This is a genomic window from Embleya sp. L77, from assembly GCF_055557415.1.
On record NZ_CM145709.1, the window covers coordinates 1852954 to 1870579 of the forward strand.

The following is a 17626-nucleotide window of genomic DNA, read 5'->3' on the forward strand; positions in this document are numbered from 1 at the left end:
GACTCCGGATCCGGGTCACGACCCCGGTCGACGGCCCGGGCCAAGCCCCGATCGGCCAAACTCGTCGCATTGTCCGTCGGATTCGCGCTCGGCGCGATCGCCGGCCTCACCGCCCCCGCCTCGGCCGGCGCCCCCGACCGAGCGCCCGCGGCCACCGCCGCGGCGGCGATCCCGCGCTACGACCACGTGGTGGTCGTCGTGCACGAGAACACCAACTACGAGGAGATCATCGGCAATTCGCAAGCGCCGTACCTCAACCAGCTGGCCGCCGGCGGGGCCTCCCTGACCGACTTCCACGGCGAGACACACCCCAGCCAACCCAACTACATGGCGATGTTCTCCGGCTCCACACAGGGTGTCACCGGCGACGAGTGCCCGCCGCCCGGAGCACCGTACAGTGCGGACAACCTCGGTCGGCAGCTGATCGACGCGGGTGTCACCTGGGGCAGCTACAACGAGGACTGGTCGGCGGCGAACCCGGGTGTGTGCACGAGTGGTTCGTATGCCCGCAAGCACAACCCGTGGTTGTCGTTCTCGAACGTGCCCGCCACCACCACGTATCCGGCCACCGCGTTCCCGACCGACTACACCACGTTGCCGACCGTCTCCTACGTGGTGCCCAACCAGTGCAACGACATGCACGACCGCCTGTTCAACCCGGCCTGCGGGATCTCCACCGGGGACACCTGGACCAGGAACAAGCTGAGCGGCTACGCGGAGTGGGCCAAGACGCACAACAGCCTGCTCGTGGTCACCTGGGACGAGGACAACTTCCGCAGCGAGAACCGGATCGCGACCATCCTGTACGGCGCGCACGTCAAGCCCGGACAGTATCCGGGCCGCAAGGACCACTACAGCCTGCTGCGCACCTTCGAGGACATGTACGGCACCCGGCGCTCCGGCCAGGCCGCGACCGCGACACCGATCACCGAGATCTGGCAGGACGGTGGTCCGTCGCCGGTGTCGGTGGCGAGTCCGGGTGCGCAGGTGGGTGTGGTGGGTGTGCCGGTGTCGTTGGCGGTGCAGGTGTCGGGTGGGACGCCTCCGTACACGTGTGTGTTCCAGGGGTTGCCTGCCGGGTTGGCGGCGTCCGGTGGCGGGTGTGTGGTGACGGGTTCGCCGTCCGCTCCGGGGAGTTCGCAGGTGTCGGTGACGGCGAGGGATGCCGTGGGTGCGGTGTCGGCTCCGGTGTCGTTCGGGTGGACGGTCTCCTCGACGCCTTCGGGTGGGGTGTCGGTGGCAAATCCGGGGGCGCAGGCCTCGAAGTTCGATCAGCGGGTGAATCTGGTGCTGGAGGTCTCGGGTGGGACCGGGCCGTATTCGTGTGCGGGGCGCGGTCTTCCGGCGGGGTTGTTCCTGAATCCGCTCACGTGTGTGATCACCGGTCGGGCGTGGGGGGTGGGCACGTTCGCCGTGGAGGTGACCGCGACCGACTCCACGGGCGCGAAAGCCGGCACCTCGTTCCGCTGGACCGTGAGCTGGTTCTGATCGCTCGCCGCACCGTCGAGTGCGATCACTCGGCCGTCGGGGGCTGCCGAGGGCCCGAACCGGCCCTCGGCACCCCCGACTTCCGCCCTTCCCGCGCCGAACCCCAGCCGGAGGCCCAGGATGTACCTGTCGTCCAGCCGTTCCGCCGACCTCGCGTCCGGTGCGCGCGCCCCGCGTGCGCAGGCACCGCCGTCGACCCGGACCGGCAGCCGGCGGGTCGCGCCCGTCGTGCTCGTCCTCGGCGTGGTCTCGCTGGTAACCGACGTCTCGGCCGAGATGGTCACCGCGGTGCTCCCGGTCTACCTCGTGCTCGGACTCGGCCTCTCCCCCATGGCGTTCGGCATGCTGGACGGGCTGTACAACGGCGCCACCGCCGTGTCCCGGCTGCTCGGCGGCCATGTCGCGGACCGGTTCCGCCGGCACCGGACGGTCGCCGCGGTCGGCTACGCGATCTCCGCCGGGTGCAAGCTGCTGCTGCCCGCGGCCGGCGGGGTCTCGGCGATCGGCGGGGTGCTCGCGGCCGATCGTGCGGGCAAGGGGCTGCGTACCGCGCCGCGCGATGCGTTGATCTCGATGGCCGCGTCGCCGGCCGAGCAGGGTCGGGCGTTCGGCGTGCATCGGGCGATGGACACGGCGGGCGCGTTGTTCGGGCCGCCGGTGGCGCTCGCGGTGTTGTGGGTGACCGCGGACGCCTACGACGCGGTGTTCGTGCTGAGCTTCTGCTTCGCCGCGTTCGGGCTGCTGGTGCTGCTGTTGTTCGTCCGCGACCCGACCTCCGAGGCCGCGGCCGCCGGCGCGGGTCCGCCGGCGGTCCGCGCCTCGGTCCGGCTGCGCGACGCGGCGGCGGTGCTGCGGGTGCCGGGCTTCGCCCGGGTGTGTCTGGCCGCGCTGCTGCTCGGCGCGGCGACCGTCGGCGACGCGATGCTCTACCTGCTGCTGCAACGGCACACCGACCTGTCGCCGCACCTGTTCCCGCTGTTGCCGCTGGGCACCGCGCTGGTCTTCCTGCTGCTCGCGGTCCCGGCGGGCGTCGCCGGGGACCGGTACGGGCGCGGCCGGGTCTTCCTGATCGGCCATGTCGCCCTGCTCGGCGGCTACCTCGTACTGCTCGCGCCGCTGCCCGACCGGGTGCTGATCGTCGCGATCCCGACGCTGCTCGGCCTGTTCTACGCGGGCACCGACGGCGTCCTGATGGCGCTCGCGGCCCCGGCCGCACCCGCGGAACTGCGCGGCGGGGCGCTGGCCCTGGTGCAGACCGGGCAGGCCGGCGGGCGGGCCCTGGGCGCGGCCGGATTCGGCACGGCCTGGACGCTGTACGGCCCGCACACCGCCGGCGTCCTGGCCGCCGCCGCACTGGCCCTGGCCCTGCTCGCCGCCGCCGCCGCGCTGCCGGCCGGCGGCAACCTCACCCCGGGCGACGACCGCCCGACCGGCCCGAGAGGGGCAGCCCGATGACCCGCACCACACGCCTGACCGTGCTCACCGTCGTCACCGCGCTGCTCGTCGGGCTCGCGGTGGTGTACACACTGCGCGCCGCGGGTGACGCGGACGCCGGCCGGGACGGCGACTACGCGACGCTGAGCCTGGATCGCCCCGGCCGGATCCTGTTCCGCAGCACCGCCGCCGACACCGGCCGGGACCACGTCGCGGCGGTCGACGCGGCGCGGCCCGGCGAGCGCGCGGTGGCCGCGCGCAGTTGCCTGGTCTTCCACGCCGCGCACGGCACCGGGGTGTGTCTGCAACCGGCCGCGCTCGCGCTCGGCACCTACGACGCGGTGGTCCTGGACGCGAACCTGCGGGAGAAGGGCCGGCATGCGCTGGCCGGCACCCCCTCACGCGCCCGGGTCTCGCCGAGCGGCCGACTGGTCGCGTGGACGTCGTTCGTGAACGGCGAGTCGTACGCGGGCCTGAACTTCGCCACCCGGACCGCGATCCTGGACACCCGGAACGGCCGGCTCGACGACAACCTGGAGTCGTACGCGCTGCACCGCGGCGACGAGTCGATCCACGCTCCCGACGTCAACGTCTGGGGCGTGACCTTCGCCGCCGACGACAACACCTTCTACGCGACGGTGGCCACCGGGGGACACACCTGGCTGGCCCGGGGCGACGTGGCCGCCCGCTCGCTGCGCACGGTGCGCGAGAACGCGGAGTGCCCGTCGTTGTCCCCCGACGGCACGCGCGTCGTGTACAAGAAGCGGGTCCCCGGCGCGGACGCCGACCGGCCCTGGCACCTGTTCGTCCTGGTCCTGGCCACCGGCACGGAGAGCGCACTCGCCGAGACCCGGACCCTGGACGACCAGGCGGAATGGCTCGACGACGAACGCGTCGTCTACAGCCTGCCCGGCGACCTCCGCGCCGACATCTGGTCCACCCGCATCGACGGAACGACTCCCCCGACCCTACTCATCCCCCACGCCCTCTCCCCCGCCGTACTACGCAACTAACCGCCAACCCGCCACAAGCCATCCCCCCGAACCCAACACCCCCTTGAGGACACCCCAACGCAAGCCAACCCACCCGAACCGAGCAAGCCCCCAGCCCGTCCGGCGCTTGAGGACTACGGCGCGGGTCGCGCGTCCGCTGCGCGGCCGGGTCGAGGTTGGGCCGGGTGCCGCGGGCGGTTGGTCGTGTGGTGTGGGGTGGCGGGCGCGTAGCGGACGTGCATCCCGGACGCGAAGCGGACGTGCATCCCGGACGCGTAGCGGACGTGCATCCCGGACGCGTAGCGGACGGCTCGACCGTGACCGCGGAGTGGGCATGCACCCCGGCAGGGCCGACCGGGTTGCTCGTCCCCTCCGGGGCCGGTTGCGCGTCCCCTACGGGTTCGGCGTCGGCCGGTCTCTCCGAGCCGGGTTGCTCGGCCCCTACGGGGCGGGTTGCGCGTCCGCTGCGCGGCCGGGGCCCAACGCAAGCCAACCCACCCGAACCGAGCAAGCCCCCCAGCCCGTCCGGCGCTTGAGGACAACCCGGCGCCGGCCAAATCCCGTGCGCCGGCCCCCGCGCGATCAGCGCCGATGCACCACGCGCGCCGACGTCTGGTCCCGCGCCAGCACCATCATCGAGTCGATGTTCACGTGCGGGGGCCGCGTCGCCACCCACCCCACGCACTCCGCGATGTCCTGACCGACCAGCGGCGTCATCCCCGCGTACACCGCCGACGCGCTCTCCGCATCGCCGCCGAGCCGGTTGAGGGTGAACTCGGTCTCGACCATGCCCGGGTCGATCTGGCACACCCGCACCGGCTGCCCGCGCAGTTCCAGTCGCAACACCCGGGTCATCGCCGTCACCGCATGCTTGGCCGCGTTGTACCCCGCCCCGCCCTCGTACGGCTCACGCCCGGCCACCGAGCCGATGGTGATCACCTGGCCGTCACCGGACGCGATCAGCAGCGGCAGGAACGCCTTGGTCACCCGCAGCGTCCCGAGCACATTGGTCTCGTACATCGCGGTCCACGCCGCCTCGTCGGCCTCGGCGACCGATTCGGTACCGCGCGCGAAGCCCGCGTTGTTGACCAGGACGTCGCACCGCTCCACCGCGGCGGCGAACGCGGCGACCGAGTCCGGATCGGCCACGTCCAGCGGAAGCGCCCGGCCCCGCCCGGCACAACGCGCGACCACCTCGTCCAGCCGGTCCTTGCGACGCGCACCGAGCACGACGTCGAAGCCCAGACTCGCCAGATGCACGGCGGTCGCCGCGCCGATCCCGCTGCTGGCGCCGGTGACCACCGCGCAGCCTCGGGACGGGGCAGGGGGAATCGTGTTGTCGCCCTGAGTCATCACGGGTTCCTCTCGTCATGCGGCGGTTGCCGGAAAACCGCCCTCGCGGGTGTGCAGCACCACGTTGCCGGCCTCCCGGCACCGTATGCCGCACCGAGACGAGGCCGTGTCGGGGCCCTGCCGACCCACCCGCCCCAGGCCCCGCGCGGACCGGCGACACGTCCGCCCCGGCGCCCCCGACCGATCCGGGTGGGCGTCGCGCCGGTATCGGTCGACGAGATCGGTGCCGACGCCTACCGGGACGCGGTCGCCGCCGTGGTCCGCGACATCGCCAACGGCAAGCTGCGCAAGGCGATCGTCTCGCGCGCGGTGCCCGTCGCATGCGCTCGCGCACCGGGTGGCTCTGCACCAGCGCGGTCAGCTCGGGCACCAGGCACGTATGCAGGCCGAGTTCGATGTCGGCCTCGATCCGAGCCTCCAGCGCCCGTATGCGCGCCTCCCCGAGCCACGGACCGTCGTTGGCGGCCACGACGGGAAATTCCCATCCGTCAACGGGAGTTCCGGCCTGTTCCCGCCGACTTCGGGCAGCCTGGACCGGGTCGGGGCCGGCGTGGCCGGCGGATCGACCGGAGCCACCGCCCGAGTCTTTTCCGAAGCCGGTCAAACCGGCACCGGCGGCAACTCCTCGCGGTACAGCCACCCGTCGAACACCGGCCCCAGCGGCATGGGCGCATAAAGTTGCGCGTGCGCGGTGAAATCCTGGGTGGTCACCACGCCGTGCCGGTGCAATGTGGTCCAGTCGCGCAACATCGTGAAGAACGCCGAGTCGCCCAGCGCACACCGCACCGCGTGCACGGTCAACGCGCCGCGGGCGTAGATCCGGTCGTCGAAGATCAGCTTCGGCCGCGGCGAACCGAGCAACAGGTCCTGCGCCAAGCCGCCCAGTCGGGAGTGCTCGACGGCGGCCTGCGCGGCGGCCGTGCGCCCGCCTGAGCGCTCGGCCCACAACCACTCCGCGTAGCGCGCGAAGCCCTCGTTGAGCCAGATGTGCCGCCAGTCCGCGAGTCCGACGCTGTTGCCGAACCACTGGTGCGCCAACTCGTGCGCGACCAGCCGTTCGAAGCCGCGCACGCCGTCCACGTGGTTCGCTCCGAAGGTGGCCAGTCCCTGGGCCTCGATCGGGATGTCGAGGTCGTCGTCGGTGACAACCACGGTGTACTCGCCGAACGGATACGGTCCGAACAACTCCTCGAAGAGCGTCATCATCTCCGGTTGCCGGGCGAAGTCGACCAGGAAGCGCGGTAGCAGCCGGGCCGGCACGTGCGCGAACTGCGGCACCCGCGCGTGCGGTTCCAGCGGCCCGATCGTGTCGTAGCGGCCGATCGAGACGCTGACCAGATAGCTCGCGGTGGGCGCGGGCTGCTCGTAGACCCACGTGGACGTGCTGCCCCGGGTGCTGCGGGTGAGCAACCCGCCGCTGACCGCCACGGTGTACGCCGACGGCGCGGTGACCGAGATCTGGTACGCCGCCTTGTCGTCGGGCCGGTCGTTGCACGGGTACCAGGACGGCGCCCCGATCGGCTGACCGGCCACCAGCGAGCCGTCGGTCAACTCCTCCCAGCCCACCCCGCCCCACGGGCTGCGCACCGGCTTGGGATTGCCGACGTAGTGCACCTCGACGGTGAACGCGGCCCGCGCACGGATCGTCGCCCCCGGCCGCACCCGCAGCTTGCCCGCGCGGTGCGCGTAGCGCACCGCGCGGCCGTCCACCAGCACCCGGCCGATCCGGAACTCGCCCAGGTCGAGCACGACTTCCTGGAGCGGTCGATCGCCGGCCACCGCGCCGATCCGGGCGGTGCCGGCCAGCCGATTGGGGCCGGGGCGGTAGTCCAGGGCCAGCTCGTAGCGATGCACGCGATAGCGCGAATCACCGTGCGTGGCGAAGTACGCCTCCCCCGCGGCCGAGCGCGGCCCCTGGTCGATCACCGTTTCGTGCTCCGTCCCCGTCGCGCCCACCGTCGCGGGACGGGCCGTGTCCTGCGACGCCGCCTCGAAACGCATTACCGTCGCCATGCCTCGATCGGATTGCCCAGCCAGCCGGTGTCCTCCGGGACCGTCTCGCCGCGCATCACCAGCGAGGCGGGACCCAGCGTGCTGCGTGCCCCGATCGTGCTGCCCGGCAGCACGATCCCGCGCGGGCCCAGGGTGGCGCCCTCGCGAAGAATCACAGTATCCATCCGCATGATCCGGTCGTGGAAGAGATGCGTCTGGAGCACGCAGCCGTGCCCCACGCTCACCGCATCCTCCAGGGTGACCAGGTCCGCCTCCGGCAGCCAGTAGCTCTCGCACCACACGCCACGGCCGATGGACGCCCCGAGCCCGCGCAGCCACACGTTCAGCACCGACGTACCGGGCACCCGGCCGATCAGCCACGGCACGGCCAGCACCTCGACGAAGGTGTCGGCGAGTTCGTTGCGCCACACGAAGCCGCTCCACAGCGGGTGCTCGACCGGCTCGAACCGGCCGACCAGGATCCACTTGGCCGCGATCGACACGACACACGCGAGCACGCCGCAGCCGAGCAGGACCACGCCGGACAGCAGCGCGGCCAGGATCAGCGAGTGTGCGCCCAGCCAGGCCAGGGCGGCCAGGGTGAGCAGGGCCAGCGCCGCCGAGCACAACACCGGTACCGCGCGGCACAGCTCGACCAGGCCGCGGGCCCAGCGCAGCCGGGCGGGCGGGTCGTAGGTCACGCCCTGGTCCGCGACGTCCGCCGAGCGCGGCAGTCGCATCGGCGGCATGCCCAGGTACGAGCCGCCCTTCTTGGTCTTCTTCGGCGTCGCGGACAACACGCCGACCAGGCCGCGGGCGGGCACCGAGCGGCCCGGCGCGGTCATCCCCGAGTTGCCCAGGAAGGCCCGCTCGCCGATCCGGGCCTCGCCGATCCGCATCCACCCGCCGCCGAGTTCGTAGGAGGCGATCAGCGTGTCGTCGGCCAGGAACGCGCCGTCGCCGACCGTGGTCAGGCTCGGCAGCGCCAGCACGGTGGAGGCCTCGACGCCCTTGCCCACCTTCATCCCGAGCGCACGCAGCCACACCGGCGTGAACAGGCTCGCGTACAGCGGGAACAGCTTGTCCCGGGCCAGGTCCATCAGCTGGGTGACGGTCCACGCCTGCCAGCCGATCCGCCCGTGCAGCGGGTGGTAGCCGGGCCGCAGACCCAGGCTGAGCACCCGCACCAAAAGCACGATCGACAGCGCGTAGACCAGCGCGAACGCGGCCACCGCCGGCACCAGGGCGAGCATCGCGCCGGTGAGCGCCGCGCCGAGGCCGTCGCCGGGCCGCACGAACGCGCCCAGGATCGGCAGTACCGGCAGCACGGCCAGGACCGGCAGAAGCGTCGGCAACAACCCGCTCGCGCCGTACAGCACCGCCCAGCGCCTGCTGCGCGGCGGACGCGCGCCGAACCGGCCCCGGTCGACCTTGCCGAGTCGAACCGCCGGCACCCCGCCCCAGCGGCGGCTCGGCGGCACGTTGCCGGTCACCGCGGAACCGGCCGCCACCTCGGCGGAGCGGCCGATCCGAGCGCCGGGGAAGAGCGTGCTGCGGGTGCCCACGATCGCGCCCGCGCCGACCTTTATCGCGCCGATCTCCAGCCGGTCGCCGTCCAGCCAGTGGCCGGACAGGTCCACCTCGGCCTCCACCGCGCAGCCTCGGCCGAGCTTGAGCAGGCCGGTGACCGGCGGCAGGGTGTGCAGGTCGACGTCCTGGCCGACCTTGGCGCCGAGCACGCGGGCATAGCGCAGCAACCAGGCCCCGGACAGCGCGGTCGCACCACTGGCGTCGGCCAGTTGTTCGGCCGCCCACAGCCGGATGTGCACGCCGCCACCGCGCGGATACGTGCCCGGGCGCACCCCGCGCAGCAACAACCGGGCGCCGCCGGCGGCGATCGCCACCCGGCCGGGCGGGCTGAACAGCACGGCCCAGCCGGCCGCGACCCACCACCACGACGCGGTCGGCGCCCACGGGTGGTCGCCGAACCACGCGGCGACGTTGCCCAGCGCGAGCAGGCCGACCGTCCAGCGCAGTCCGATCAGGGTGAACAGCGGGACCAGCAGGAGCAACTGGGCGATCCGCGCCCGGGTGGGGGTGGGCGCCACCTTGCGCACCGCGCCCGCGCCCTGGGCCGAGCGCTCCAGGCGCCGGGCCAGTTTGCGCAGCGTGGGCTGCTGGTAGATGTCCGCGACCGCGGCGGCCGGGTAGCGCTCGCGCAGCAGCGTGGTCAGTCGGGCCGCGGCCAGGCTGTTGCCGCCGATCGCGAAGAAGTCGTCCTGCGCGGTCTCCGGAGCGACGCCGAGCACGTCGGTCCACTGCTCGGCGAGCCAGGCCTCGGTGCCGTAGAGCTGCTCGGTGGGCCCGGCGTCCTCCGCGTCCGCGAGCGGCCATGGCAGCGCGTCCCGGTCGACCTTGCCGGAGGTACGGGTGGGCAGGTCGGCCACCGGGGCGAGCCGGGGTACCAGGGCCGCGGGCAGCTCGGCCCGCAACCGGCGGACCGCTTCCTCGCGGTCCCAACCCTCCCCGGTCACCAGGTAGCCGACCAGGAGCTGGTTGCCGCCCTTGACGGTGCGCACCGCCGCGGCGGCGCCCACCACGCCGGGCAGGGCCTGCAGCGCCGCGTCGATCTCGCCGAGTTCGATCCGCCGGCCGCCGAGCTTGATCTGCTCGTCGCCGCGGCCGACGAAGACCAGGCCGTCGGCGTCGGCACGCACCACGTCGCCGCTGCGGTAGGCGCGCTCCCAGCCCATCGACTCCAGCGGCGCGTACTTCTCCGCGTCCTTGGCCGGATCCAGGTAGCGGGCCAGGCCGACGCCGCCGATCACCAGCTCGCCGGTCCCGCCCATCGCGACAGGTCGACCGTCGGGGTCGACCACGGCCAGTTCCCAGCCGTCCAGGGGCAGCCCGATCCGGACCGGGCCCTCGCCGGTGAGCAGCGATGCACAGGCGACCACGGTCGCCTCGGTCGGGCCGTAGGTGTTCCACACCTCGCGGCCCTCGGCGACCACGCGCTCCACCAGCTCGGGCGGGCATGCCTCGCCACCGAAGATCAGCAGCCGCACGTCCAGGAGCGCCTCGGTCGGCCACAGCGCGGCGAGCGTGGGCACCGTGGAGACCACGGTGATCTCCTGCTCGGCCAGCCACGGCCCCAGGTCGGCGCCGGAGCGCACCCGCGAGCGGGGCACGGTGACCAGGCACGCGCCATACCGCCAGGCCAGCCACATCTCCTCGCAGGACGCGTCGAAGGCCACCGACAGGCCCGCCATCACCCGGTCGCCGGGGCCGAGCGGCTCCTCCCGGAGGAACAGGCCCGCCTCGGCGTCCACGAAGGCGGCCGCGTTGCGGTGGGTCACCGCGACGCCCTTGGGCTTGCCGGTGGAGCCGGACGTGAAGATGATCCAGGCGTCGTCGCCGGGGCCGGGTCGGCCGGGCGCCACGGGCGCGCCGTCCCGGATGACGCGCAACGCGCGCTCGGCACCGAGCACGGCGCATACGCCGGCCTCGCCGAACACCAGGTCGGCCCGCTCGTCGGGGTCCTCGGCATCCACCGGGACGTAGGCGGCGCCGGCGGCCAGCACGGCGAGGATGGCGATGTACAGGTCGTTGCTGCCGGACGGCACCCGGATGCCGACCCGGTCCCCGACGCCGACCCCGGCATCGGCCAGCCGGCGGCGCAGCGCCTCCACCTCGGCGGCCAGGGCGCGGTACGTCAGCGTCCGCCGGCCGTCGTCGAGGGCGGGCTCGTTCGGGTGATTCCGGACGGTGGCGTCCAGGATGTCCACGAGGGTGCGCGGCGCGGGGGCGGGGCGCCCGGGGTAGACGGCGGGGGCCGGGGTGGTCGATGCGGTGACCGTGCCGGGGCCGGGGCTTTCGCCGGGGCTTTTGCCGGTGGTTTCTTCCGTGCCGGTGCTTCTTGTTTCCGTGGCTGTGCCTGTGCCGGACGGATCGTCCGAGGCTCGTACTGGTAGCGCGATGGCCATGAGGTCCTCATCATCCCTGGTCCCCGCTACGGCCCGCTTGGAAGGCTCCCGGGGAGGTGTCGCGTCCCCGGTCCCTGGCCGGCCGGGTCGCTTCTGGAGCGTGGCAACCCGACCGACACTAGCTCTCTTCGACATACAACGACGACCCACGATGCGATCAACTGCCTTTACGGCAAAGGGATCTGACGCACCGTCATATATGAATTGACGACCAGTCAGATCCCACGACCCCCTGAAACCAAGCCTCTTGACGCACCGTCAGCCCAGAACCCGCCGTAGACACCACCACTCACTCCTGTGACCCACACAACACCGTAAGCCCGCCCCAACCACCCCGCCCAACCGACTCCGCCGGACGGATGACGCCCTCCCGGACCGCACAGACCCCTATCCCCCGCCGACGCCCCTCGGCACATGCGCCGACGGATCTCCGCGTAGCGCGAGCGCCGCGCGTGCCACGCCTGCGACCTCGTGCCTTCCGCGCCTATCGCGCCCACCGCCCGCGCCCACCCCGCCCTCCGCATCCACACCCACGTATCTCCCCCCAGGCCCCGCACCCCGCCCACCGCGCCGTTCGGATCCGCCCGGCAACCGGCTCCCGGCCGCCCCGCACGCGTCAACGGCACGCCGACGTACACGGGCTGTGTCAACACCGCTACACGCTCAGCGCGATCGGGGCGTGTTCTCGGTCTGCCACCCGGGACGGGTGATGCACGCCCTCAGCCTGCGGCCTGCCGCGAGAGGAAGTCGGTGCTGAGAGTGACCTCCCGCCAGCCGTCGAACGTGGCCCTGAGGGAGTCGAGATGACGGCCCAGTCGCGGTAGAAGTCCCGGGCGGTCGGGTTGAGGAACATCGCTGTGATCAGACTGGAATCGTTGCCGAGCCACGAGAAGAGAGCCTCACCGAGGGAGTTGACGGCCAACAGGTCGAGGTACCGGCCGTAGACCAGAGCCGGTGTGTCCGCCCACGTGTCCAGCAGGGCCACCAGGTGCGGGCCTGCGTACTCCCGGACGGGCTCGAAGCGCCGAAGTTGCGGCGGATCGACCAGCGCGCGCAGGTAGGCGGCTTCCTCGTCCTTCAAGAGCAGGGCAGCCGCCAGGGCCCGCAGGACCTGGGACGAGGGATTGCGTTCGCGTCCCTGTTCCAACCGTACGTAGTAGTCGGTGCTCACCCCGGCGAGGACCGCGATCTCCTCGCGTCGCAGACCGGGAGTACGGCGCACCCCCGCAGGCATCCCGTGATCCTCGGGACGCACCAGCGCGCGCCGGACCGGCAGGAAATCGCTCAGCCGGTTCGTGTGCATTGCCACCAACGTACGAGCAGGCGGCACCGGCAAGGTGGCCCTGCCACACCCACCCGGTCGGCCCGATCGACAGCCACGGGAGGCCAGGCCGGGTACGACAGCGTCAAGTGACCGTCACGAAATTTCCGCCCCAGCCCTAGTTCTTTAGGGGCAGGTCACGCGTATCAACTGATCAAATGCCGGTCATCCGGCCGGGCTTCCTTCGCACTCTTACGAACCCTCGTCCTCGCCCAACCACCCTGATCTTCACAGCATCAGATGCTTCGCCCGCGCTTGGTCTTCGCGTGCATACGCGCGCGAAGCTCGGCCTGATAGAAGGCGGTCTTGTCGCCGCCCAGCCCGAAGTACTCACAGATGTCGGCCACCGTTTCGGCGTCTTCCGCAGTTCCGGTGAGCCCGATCTCGACAAGCCTCCAGAACCCCTCAAGCGCATGGTGCCCGCTTGCGTGGCCCAGACCCGCACCTTCCCCGGTCGGCCCGTCGTCACCGGAACCGGCGGCCACGAACGACAACGTCTGCAGCAGCACGCCTCGGGCCAGTGTCGAAAGATCGCCCGCCAGCGCGGCCATGATCACGCCGACCGCCGGCGGAGTGCACTCGAAGATGATCGTGCTTTCCTCGACATGACCATCGAGGGTGCATCCGATCATGTCCTGGGGGGTCTCGGCAGTGATGATCGCCTCGAAGAGAAGAGGCACATGCTCGGCAGAAGCACCGCAGCCACACTCCAGCGACGCCCAATCGACGCGTCGCAGCTCCGCACGCACCAGCTCGCTGACCACCACCCCTGACCCCCTCAAGGTCTGCCCGGGCCCGGGCCCCGGGCGCCGAGCGCCGGCGATCAAGCATGAGCCAACTGTCGCCCCCACCGCCACCATGTACTTCACGAAATATCCGCCACAGCCGATTCGGGTGATCGCCACCGCCGGGCCGACTCGGTCCGCCGCCCGGGATGAGATCGGTGCCCAGGTGACGGCCTACGGTGAGGGCACTGGCCGAACGCGTCGGCGCACCGGCCGGAGGCCGCGTCGACCGCGCCCTGGACACGGCGCCGACCGGAGGCCGGGTGGACCGCGCCGACCAACCCCGCCGGCGGCTCGCTACCGACCTTGATCGAGCCGACCGGGGATCCCGACCGTGTCCTCACCGTCTCGGACTTCGCCGCCACGGCCGAGCTGGGCGTCCGAATCACCACCGAGATCCGCCATGACCGGATGGACGAGTTCGCCCCGGCTCGCCGGCGAAGGCGTCTTCGTCATACCGGTCGCCCGTACCTACACGCTCAACCATGTCCAGGAAGCAGCCGAACTCAGCCTGTCCCGCCGACCCGGCGGCAAGCACATGCTCGTCCTGTGCTCGCCCTGCCTGCCTGGTAAAGCGAGACTCCTCGGGCGAGGGGCGGCTCCAGGACTCTCCTCGTCGTCCGGGGCGCCCCATTCTGTGTTGGTGCGGGGCGGCGAATTGCTCCTCGTCAGACCTGGGCGCGGGGAGTCCGAGACACGTAAAACCTGAGGGCGGAAGCGTGTGGGCGAAAGGGGCGTGGCCGACCTGGCGCGATGCGATGCGGCGTGGCGGACACCGTCTCCGTGCCCGGCCCCGGGCCGACGTCCGAGCCTTCGGGCACGCCGACCCACCGGTCGTCCTCCGCCGGTCCCACCCGCTCGGGCTGTCCGCCCCGACCGACGCCACGGCCGACGCCACGGCCGGGCGGTGGGCCTCGCCATCTGCTCGGCTACGGTTCGACAGCCGTCGCACAGCCCGCACCAACCCGGCGTCCGTCGTCGCCGGTCCCACCCAGGAACCCCGACACCTCGGTGAACGGGACCAATGACAGAGCCAAGGCTGCGCCGCTCGCCCGACCGACGCGGTAATTCGGGGCAAGCTGTGCTCCCCCGGCCCTCGCCGACGTCCGCTCCCCCGGGCAGACCGGCCGGACTGCCATCGTCGCCGGTCCCATCCCCACTCAGGCACGCCGCACTGCCTGCGGTCTCATGTCCCGCCGGCCCCGTCCCGGCTCAGGCCCGCCGCGCCGTCCGCCCCACCCCGGCTCACGGCCGCCGCGCCGCCAAGGGGAGACCCTTCAGGCGTGTCGGGTCTGCGATCACCTCGATCCGGGTGATCCGCCCGGCCGCGAAGGTCAGCCGAAGCGCCGCGAACAGCCGTCCGCTCGGGGCGATCACGATGCCCGGCCTGCCGTCCACCAGGGCCACCTCGCCCACCCTGGCCCGGTACGCGAACACTCGGGTCTCCTCGGCCACCGCCCGCGCACCCCGCACGTCGTGGTCGGCCCCGTCCGGCACCGCGAACCGGTCGACCTGCCGGACCACATCCGGCGCCAGCACCCGAAGCAGGGTGTCCAGGTCGCCTCCGCGCGCGGCCGCCAGGAACGCGTCGACCACGCCGTAGTGTTCGGCGAGGTCGGCGTCGTCGACGGTCGCCACCCCGCGTACGCGCTCCCGCGCCCGGCTGGCCAACTTCTTGCTCGTCACCGACGACCGCCCCACGACCGGGGCGATCTCGGCGAACGGGACGGCGAACAGGTCGTGCAGTACGAAGGCGACCCGCTCGGCGGGGGTGAGCCGGTCCAACACCACCAGCAGGGCCTGGCCCACGGACTCGGCCAACACCGCCTCCTGCTCGGGTTCGATCCCGCCCGACCGTTCCAGCACCGCGTCCGGGATCGACGTCAGGGATTCCTCGCCCCGGGTCCGCCGGATCCGCAACATGTCCAGGCACACCCGCGCGACCACGGTGGTCAACCACCCGGCCAGGTTCTCGACCCCGTCCACACCCGCCCGATCGACCCGCAGCCAGGCGGCCTGTACGGCGTCGTCCGCATCGTCCAGCGAGCCGAGCATCCGGTAGGCGACCCCGCGCAGGTGGTCACGGTGCGCCTCGAAACGCGTCGCCAAGCCCTCGTGTCCGTTCATGGTCACCTTTTCCGTCAGGCATCAGTCAAAGGGGAGACGAACCACTCCGCACGACGCCGACCGCAGGGGGACAACGAAAAACCAGGGGCCGACCCACGACTTTACCGTCGCCGCATCGCACCCACCCCCGGGCCGCACCCGCCCGGCCCCCATCGCCGCGGCCCACCAACCCGCCCAACCCGCACCGGCGGCACCGAAACGGTCCGCGCGGCACCCCGTGCTGCCCGATCGGCGCCACCGTCGTCCGATCCGTACCTAAGGAGAAGCCCGATGAAGTTCTTCCGCCTCGACTCCAGCATCCGAATCGAGGACTCGGTCAGCCGCAGCCTCGCCGACCTCGTCGAGGCCGAGTGGGCCCGCGCCCACCCGGACGCCGAGTTCGTCCGCCGCGACCTGGGCCGTCGGCCGCTACCGGCGATCTGGCCGGTCGCCGAGGCGAGCCGGGCCACCGAGGAACATGCCCGGACCGACGAACAGCGCGCCGCGACCGCGTTCGCCGCCGAACTCACCGACGAATTGCTCGCCTGCGACGCGTATCTGCTCGCCGTGCCGATCTACAACTTCGGCGTCCCACAGCAGGTCAAGCACTGGATCGACCTGATCATCACCGACCCGCGAGCCGCCGACGTCGGTCGGCGGATCCTGCCGAACCGACCCGCGGTGCTGGTCGAGGCCCGGGGCGGCGGCTACGCCCCCGGGACCCCGCGAGCCGGCTGGGACCACGCCACGCCGTACATGCACCGCATGCTCGCCGACGTCTGGGGCCTGGACGTGGTCACCGTCAGGGCCGAACTCACCGCGGCCGACGTCAACCCGGCAATGGCCGAACTCAGGCCGCTCGCCCACCGCCTCCTCGCCGAGGCCCGGGACAGGGCGACCGACCAGGCCCGCACCATCGCCGAACGCCTCCGCACCGCCCCGAAGCCCCGGACGCCCACACCCGCCTGACCGTCGCACCCACGGGGCCGCGCCCGGCCCGCCGGCCCGGCCGCCGTACCCCTTGCGGCCTTCGCGGCCTTCGCGCCGTCGGCGTACCGGGGCTACCGGCGACCCGGGTCGGCGGACCGCACGGGCGCGGTCGACCGAGGTCACTCCCCGTGCCGCGGCGGCGTGGGGAGCCGATCGCAACCGCCCGCCGGCAACGAGAGGGGCCGCCGACCCGGATCACGCTGAGCTCGGCGTCCTGCGGAATTGCAAGTCGTCATAGGGCGGCAAGAACTTCGCCAACAACTACGCCCCGAACTCCCCTAGCTTATGGGCCTGTTACGACCAGACCACCAAAGGTGCCACTGCTCGAACGCACCGCACTGCACCTCACCTCACCTCGCCTCACCCGGCGAACGCCAACGCCGCCACGAAGACGCGCAAACCCTCAACGCCAAGCCGGCCACGCCCCGATCGACGAACTGGCGGCCTATTACCCACAGACCGCCCCGAGGCGAATGCTCCGAACCGCTCCGCCGTACTGCTGATGCCTCATCAGACCTCGGAGGCGAGCGTAAGTTGCGCGCCGCAGTCGAGAACTACGGGCCGTACGCGGCCCATCGGGTCACCGCGGGGAGCGGAGGCGAGACGGGACGATAACTCCGAAAGCGGCCCCAACCCGGCCGGGTGATCCGCGCGCAGGCGGGTAGGCGCTCTCGGCAGGGGTGGGCGGAACGGAGAGGATTCCATGGCCGACATACGAGCAGTGGGGTGGGCGAAAGCCTTCCCCGTCAGTGGCGGAGTCGAGGCCGGGAGGCGCTGGGCCCGAGAACATCTCGCGTCCTTGGACTGGACCAAGGAAGCTAGCGAGACCGTGGACGATGTCATCCTGACCGTCTCGGAGTTGATCACGAACGCCCACGTCCATGCCCACAGCACGGCGCAACTGGTGCTGGCATGGGACAACCGATGCCTGAACGTCTACGTCAGCGACAGCGGCCCGGGCACCCCCAAGCCGCAGGAGACCGACACGACGACGCCGTCCGGTCGCGGGTTGACCATCGTCGACGCCGTCGCCGACGAATTGCACATGCGCTCGAGCAGACACGGCAAGGCCATCAGCGCCTGCTTCTACCCGCCCGGCCACCCCAACCCCCACGACACCCCATGACGGGCGGCGCGCGCTGATCCCTTGACTCACCACAGAGTCCGGGAACGAACAACCCT

11 protein-coding genes and 1 pseudogene are annotated in these 17626 nt (G+C 72.2%); 5 read left to right on the forward strand and 7 right to left on the reverse strand.

The features are described 5' to 3' along the window. The first annotated feature begins 69 nt into the window (after positions 1 to 69). From ACZOOI_RS07465 to ACZOOI_RS07475, 3 genes are all read left to right on the forward strand, one after another. On the forward strand, positions 70 to 1488 hold the full coding sequence (locus ACZOOI_RS07465; RefSeq protein ID WP_465280004.1) for an alkaline phosphatase family protein: 1419 nt from the start codon (positions 70 to 72) through the stop codon (positions 1486 to 1488). 120 nt (positions 1489 to 1608) lie between these two features. Then, positions 1609 to 2943 (forward strand): MFS transporter, encoded by a 1335-nt coding sequence (locus tag ACZOOI_RS07470; protein WP_465280005.1) that lies wholly within the window; start codon positions 1609 to 1611, stop codon positions 2941 to 2943. Continuing rightward, on the forward strand, positions 2940 to 3935 hold the full coding sequence (locus ACZOOI_RS07475) for a TolB family protein (RefSeq protein WP_465280006.1): 996 nt from the start codon (positions 2940 to 2942) through the stop codon (positions 3933 to 3935). Before ACZOOI_RS07470 ends, ACZOOI_RS07475 begins: the two co-directional genes overlap by 4 nt. A 561-nt stretch (positions 3936 to 4496) precedes the next feature. Here ACZOOI_RS07475 and ACZOOI_RS07480 read toward each other — a convergent pair. The 7 genes and pseudogenes from ACZOOI_RS07480 to ACZOOI_RS07510 all read right to left on the reverse strand — a co-directional run bounded on the left by ACZOOI_RS07480 (position 4497) and on the right by ACZOOI_RS07510 (position 15475). Beyond that, positions 4497 to 5267, reverse strand: coding sequence for an SDR family NAD(P)-dependent oxidoreductase (locus tag ACZOOI_RS07480; RefSeq protein ID WP_465280007.1), 771 nt, complete (start codon positions 5265 to 5267; stop codon positions 4497 to 4499). A gap of 325 nt (positions 5268 to 5592) precedes the next feature. Beyond that, positions 5593 to 5907: pseudogene (locus tag ACZOOI_RS07485) on the reverse strand (BTAD domain-containing putative transcriptional regulator); the annotation flags it as partial. Further along, positions 5868 to 7280 carry a M1 family metallopeptidase gene (locus tag ACZOOI_RS07490; protein WP_465280008.1) on the reverse strand — a complete coding sequence of 471 codons (1413 nt, stop codon included), beginning with the start codon at positions 7278 to 7280 and terminating at the stop codon, positions 5868 to 5870. The pseudogene ACZOOI_RS07485 and the gene ACZOOI_RS07490, both read right to left, overlap by 40 nt. Further along, positions 7268 to 11242 (reverse strand): Pls/PosA family non-ribosomal peptide synthetase, encoded by a 3975-nt coding sequence (locus tag ACZOOI_RS07495; protein WP_465280009.1) that lies wholly within the window; start codon positions 11240 to 11242, stop codon positions 7268 to 7270. Before ACZOOI_RS07495 ends, ACZOOI_RS07490 begins: the two co-directional genes overlap by 13 nt. Positions 11243 to 11897: 655 nt before the next feature. After that, positions 11898 to 12545, reverse strand: a complete 648-nt coding sequence (locus tag ACZOOI_RS07500; RefSeq protein WP_465280010.1) for a helix-turn-helix domain-containing protein — start codon at positions 12543 to 12545, stop codon at positions 11898 to 11900. Positions 12546 to 12799: 254 nt separating this feature from the next. Beyond that, the gene (locus ACZOOI_RS07505; RefSeq protein ID WP_465280011.1) at positions 12800 to 13330 is read right to left on the reverse strand and encodes a hypothetical protein; all 531 of its coding nucleotides are present in this window, start codon (positions 13328 to 13330) and stop codon (positions 12800 to 12802) included. A 1263-nt stretch (positions 13331 to 14593) separates the two neighbouring features. After that, entirely contained in the window at positions 14594 to 15475 is an 882-nt protein-coding gene (locus ACZOOI_RS07510) for a sigma-70 family RNA polymerase sigma factor (RefSeq protein ID WP_465280012.1), read from the reverse strand. A gap of 270 nt (positions 15476 to 15745) precedes the next feature. On the opposite strand from ACZOOI_RS07510, the gene ACZOOI_RS07515 reads away from it, so the two are divergent. Both ACZOOI_RS07515 and ACZOOI_RS07520 read left to right on the forward strand, forming a co-directional pair. After that, entirely contained in the window at positions 15746 to 16423 is a 678-nt protein-coding gene (locus ACZOOI_RS07515; protein WP_465280013.1) for an FMN-dependent NADH-azoreductase, read from the forward strand. 724 nt (positions 16424 to 17147) lie between these two features. After that, positions 17148 to 17570 carry an ATP-binding protein gene (locus ACZOOI_RS07520; protein WP_465280014.1) on the forward strand — a complete coding sequence of 141 codons (423 nt, stop codon included), beginning with the start codon at positions 17148 to 17150 and terminating at the stop codon, positions 17568 to 17570. Positions 17571 to 17626: the final 56 nt, after the last annotated feature.

What these genes read in the sequence shown, in the direction of transcription:
- ACZOOI_RS07475 (WP_465280006.1), top strand. Translation starts at nt 2,940, where the DNA reads ATGACCCGCACCACACGCCTGACCGTGCTCACCGTCGTCACCGCGCTG.
- ACZOOI_RS07480 (WP_465280007.1), bottom strand. Translation starts at nt 5,267, where the DNA reads ATGACTCAGGGCGACAACACGATTCCCCCTGCCCCGTCCCGAGGCTGC.
- ACZOOI_RS07520 (WP_465280014.1), top strand. Translation starts at nt 17,148, where the DNA reads ATGGCCGACATACGAGCAGTGGGGTGGGCGAAAGCCTTCCCCGTCAGT.
- ACZOOI_RS07495 (WP_465280009.1), bottom strand. Translation starts at nt 11,242, where the DNA reads ATGGCCATCGCGCTACCAGTACGAGCCTCGGACGATCCGTCCGGCACA.
- ACZOOI_RS07510 (WP_465280012.1), bottom strand. Translation starts at nt 15,475, where the DNA reads ATGAACGGACACGAGGGCTTGGCGACGCGTTTCGAGGCGCACCGTGAC.
- ACZOOI_RS07515 (WP_465280013.1), top strand. Translation starts at nt 15,746, where the DNA reads ATGAAGTTCTTCCGCCTCGACTCCAGCATCCGAATCGAGGACTCGGTC.
- ACZOOI_RS07500 (WP_465280010.1), bottom strand. Translation starts at nt 12,545, where the DNA reads ATGCACACGAACCGGCTGAGCGATTTCCTGCCGGTCCGGCGCGCGCTG.
- ACZOOI_RS07470 (WP_465280005.1), top strand. Translation starts at nt 1,609, where the DNA reads ATGTACCTGTCGTCCAGCCGTTCCGCCGACCTCGCGTCCGGTGCGCGC.
- ACZOOI_RS07490 (WP_465280008.1), bottom strand. Translation starts at nt 7,280, where the DNA reads ATGGCGACGGTAATGCGTTTCGAGGCGGCGTCGCAGGACACGGCCCGT.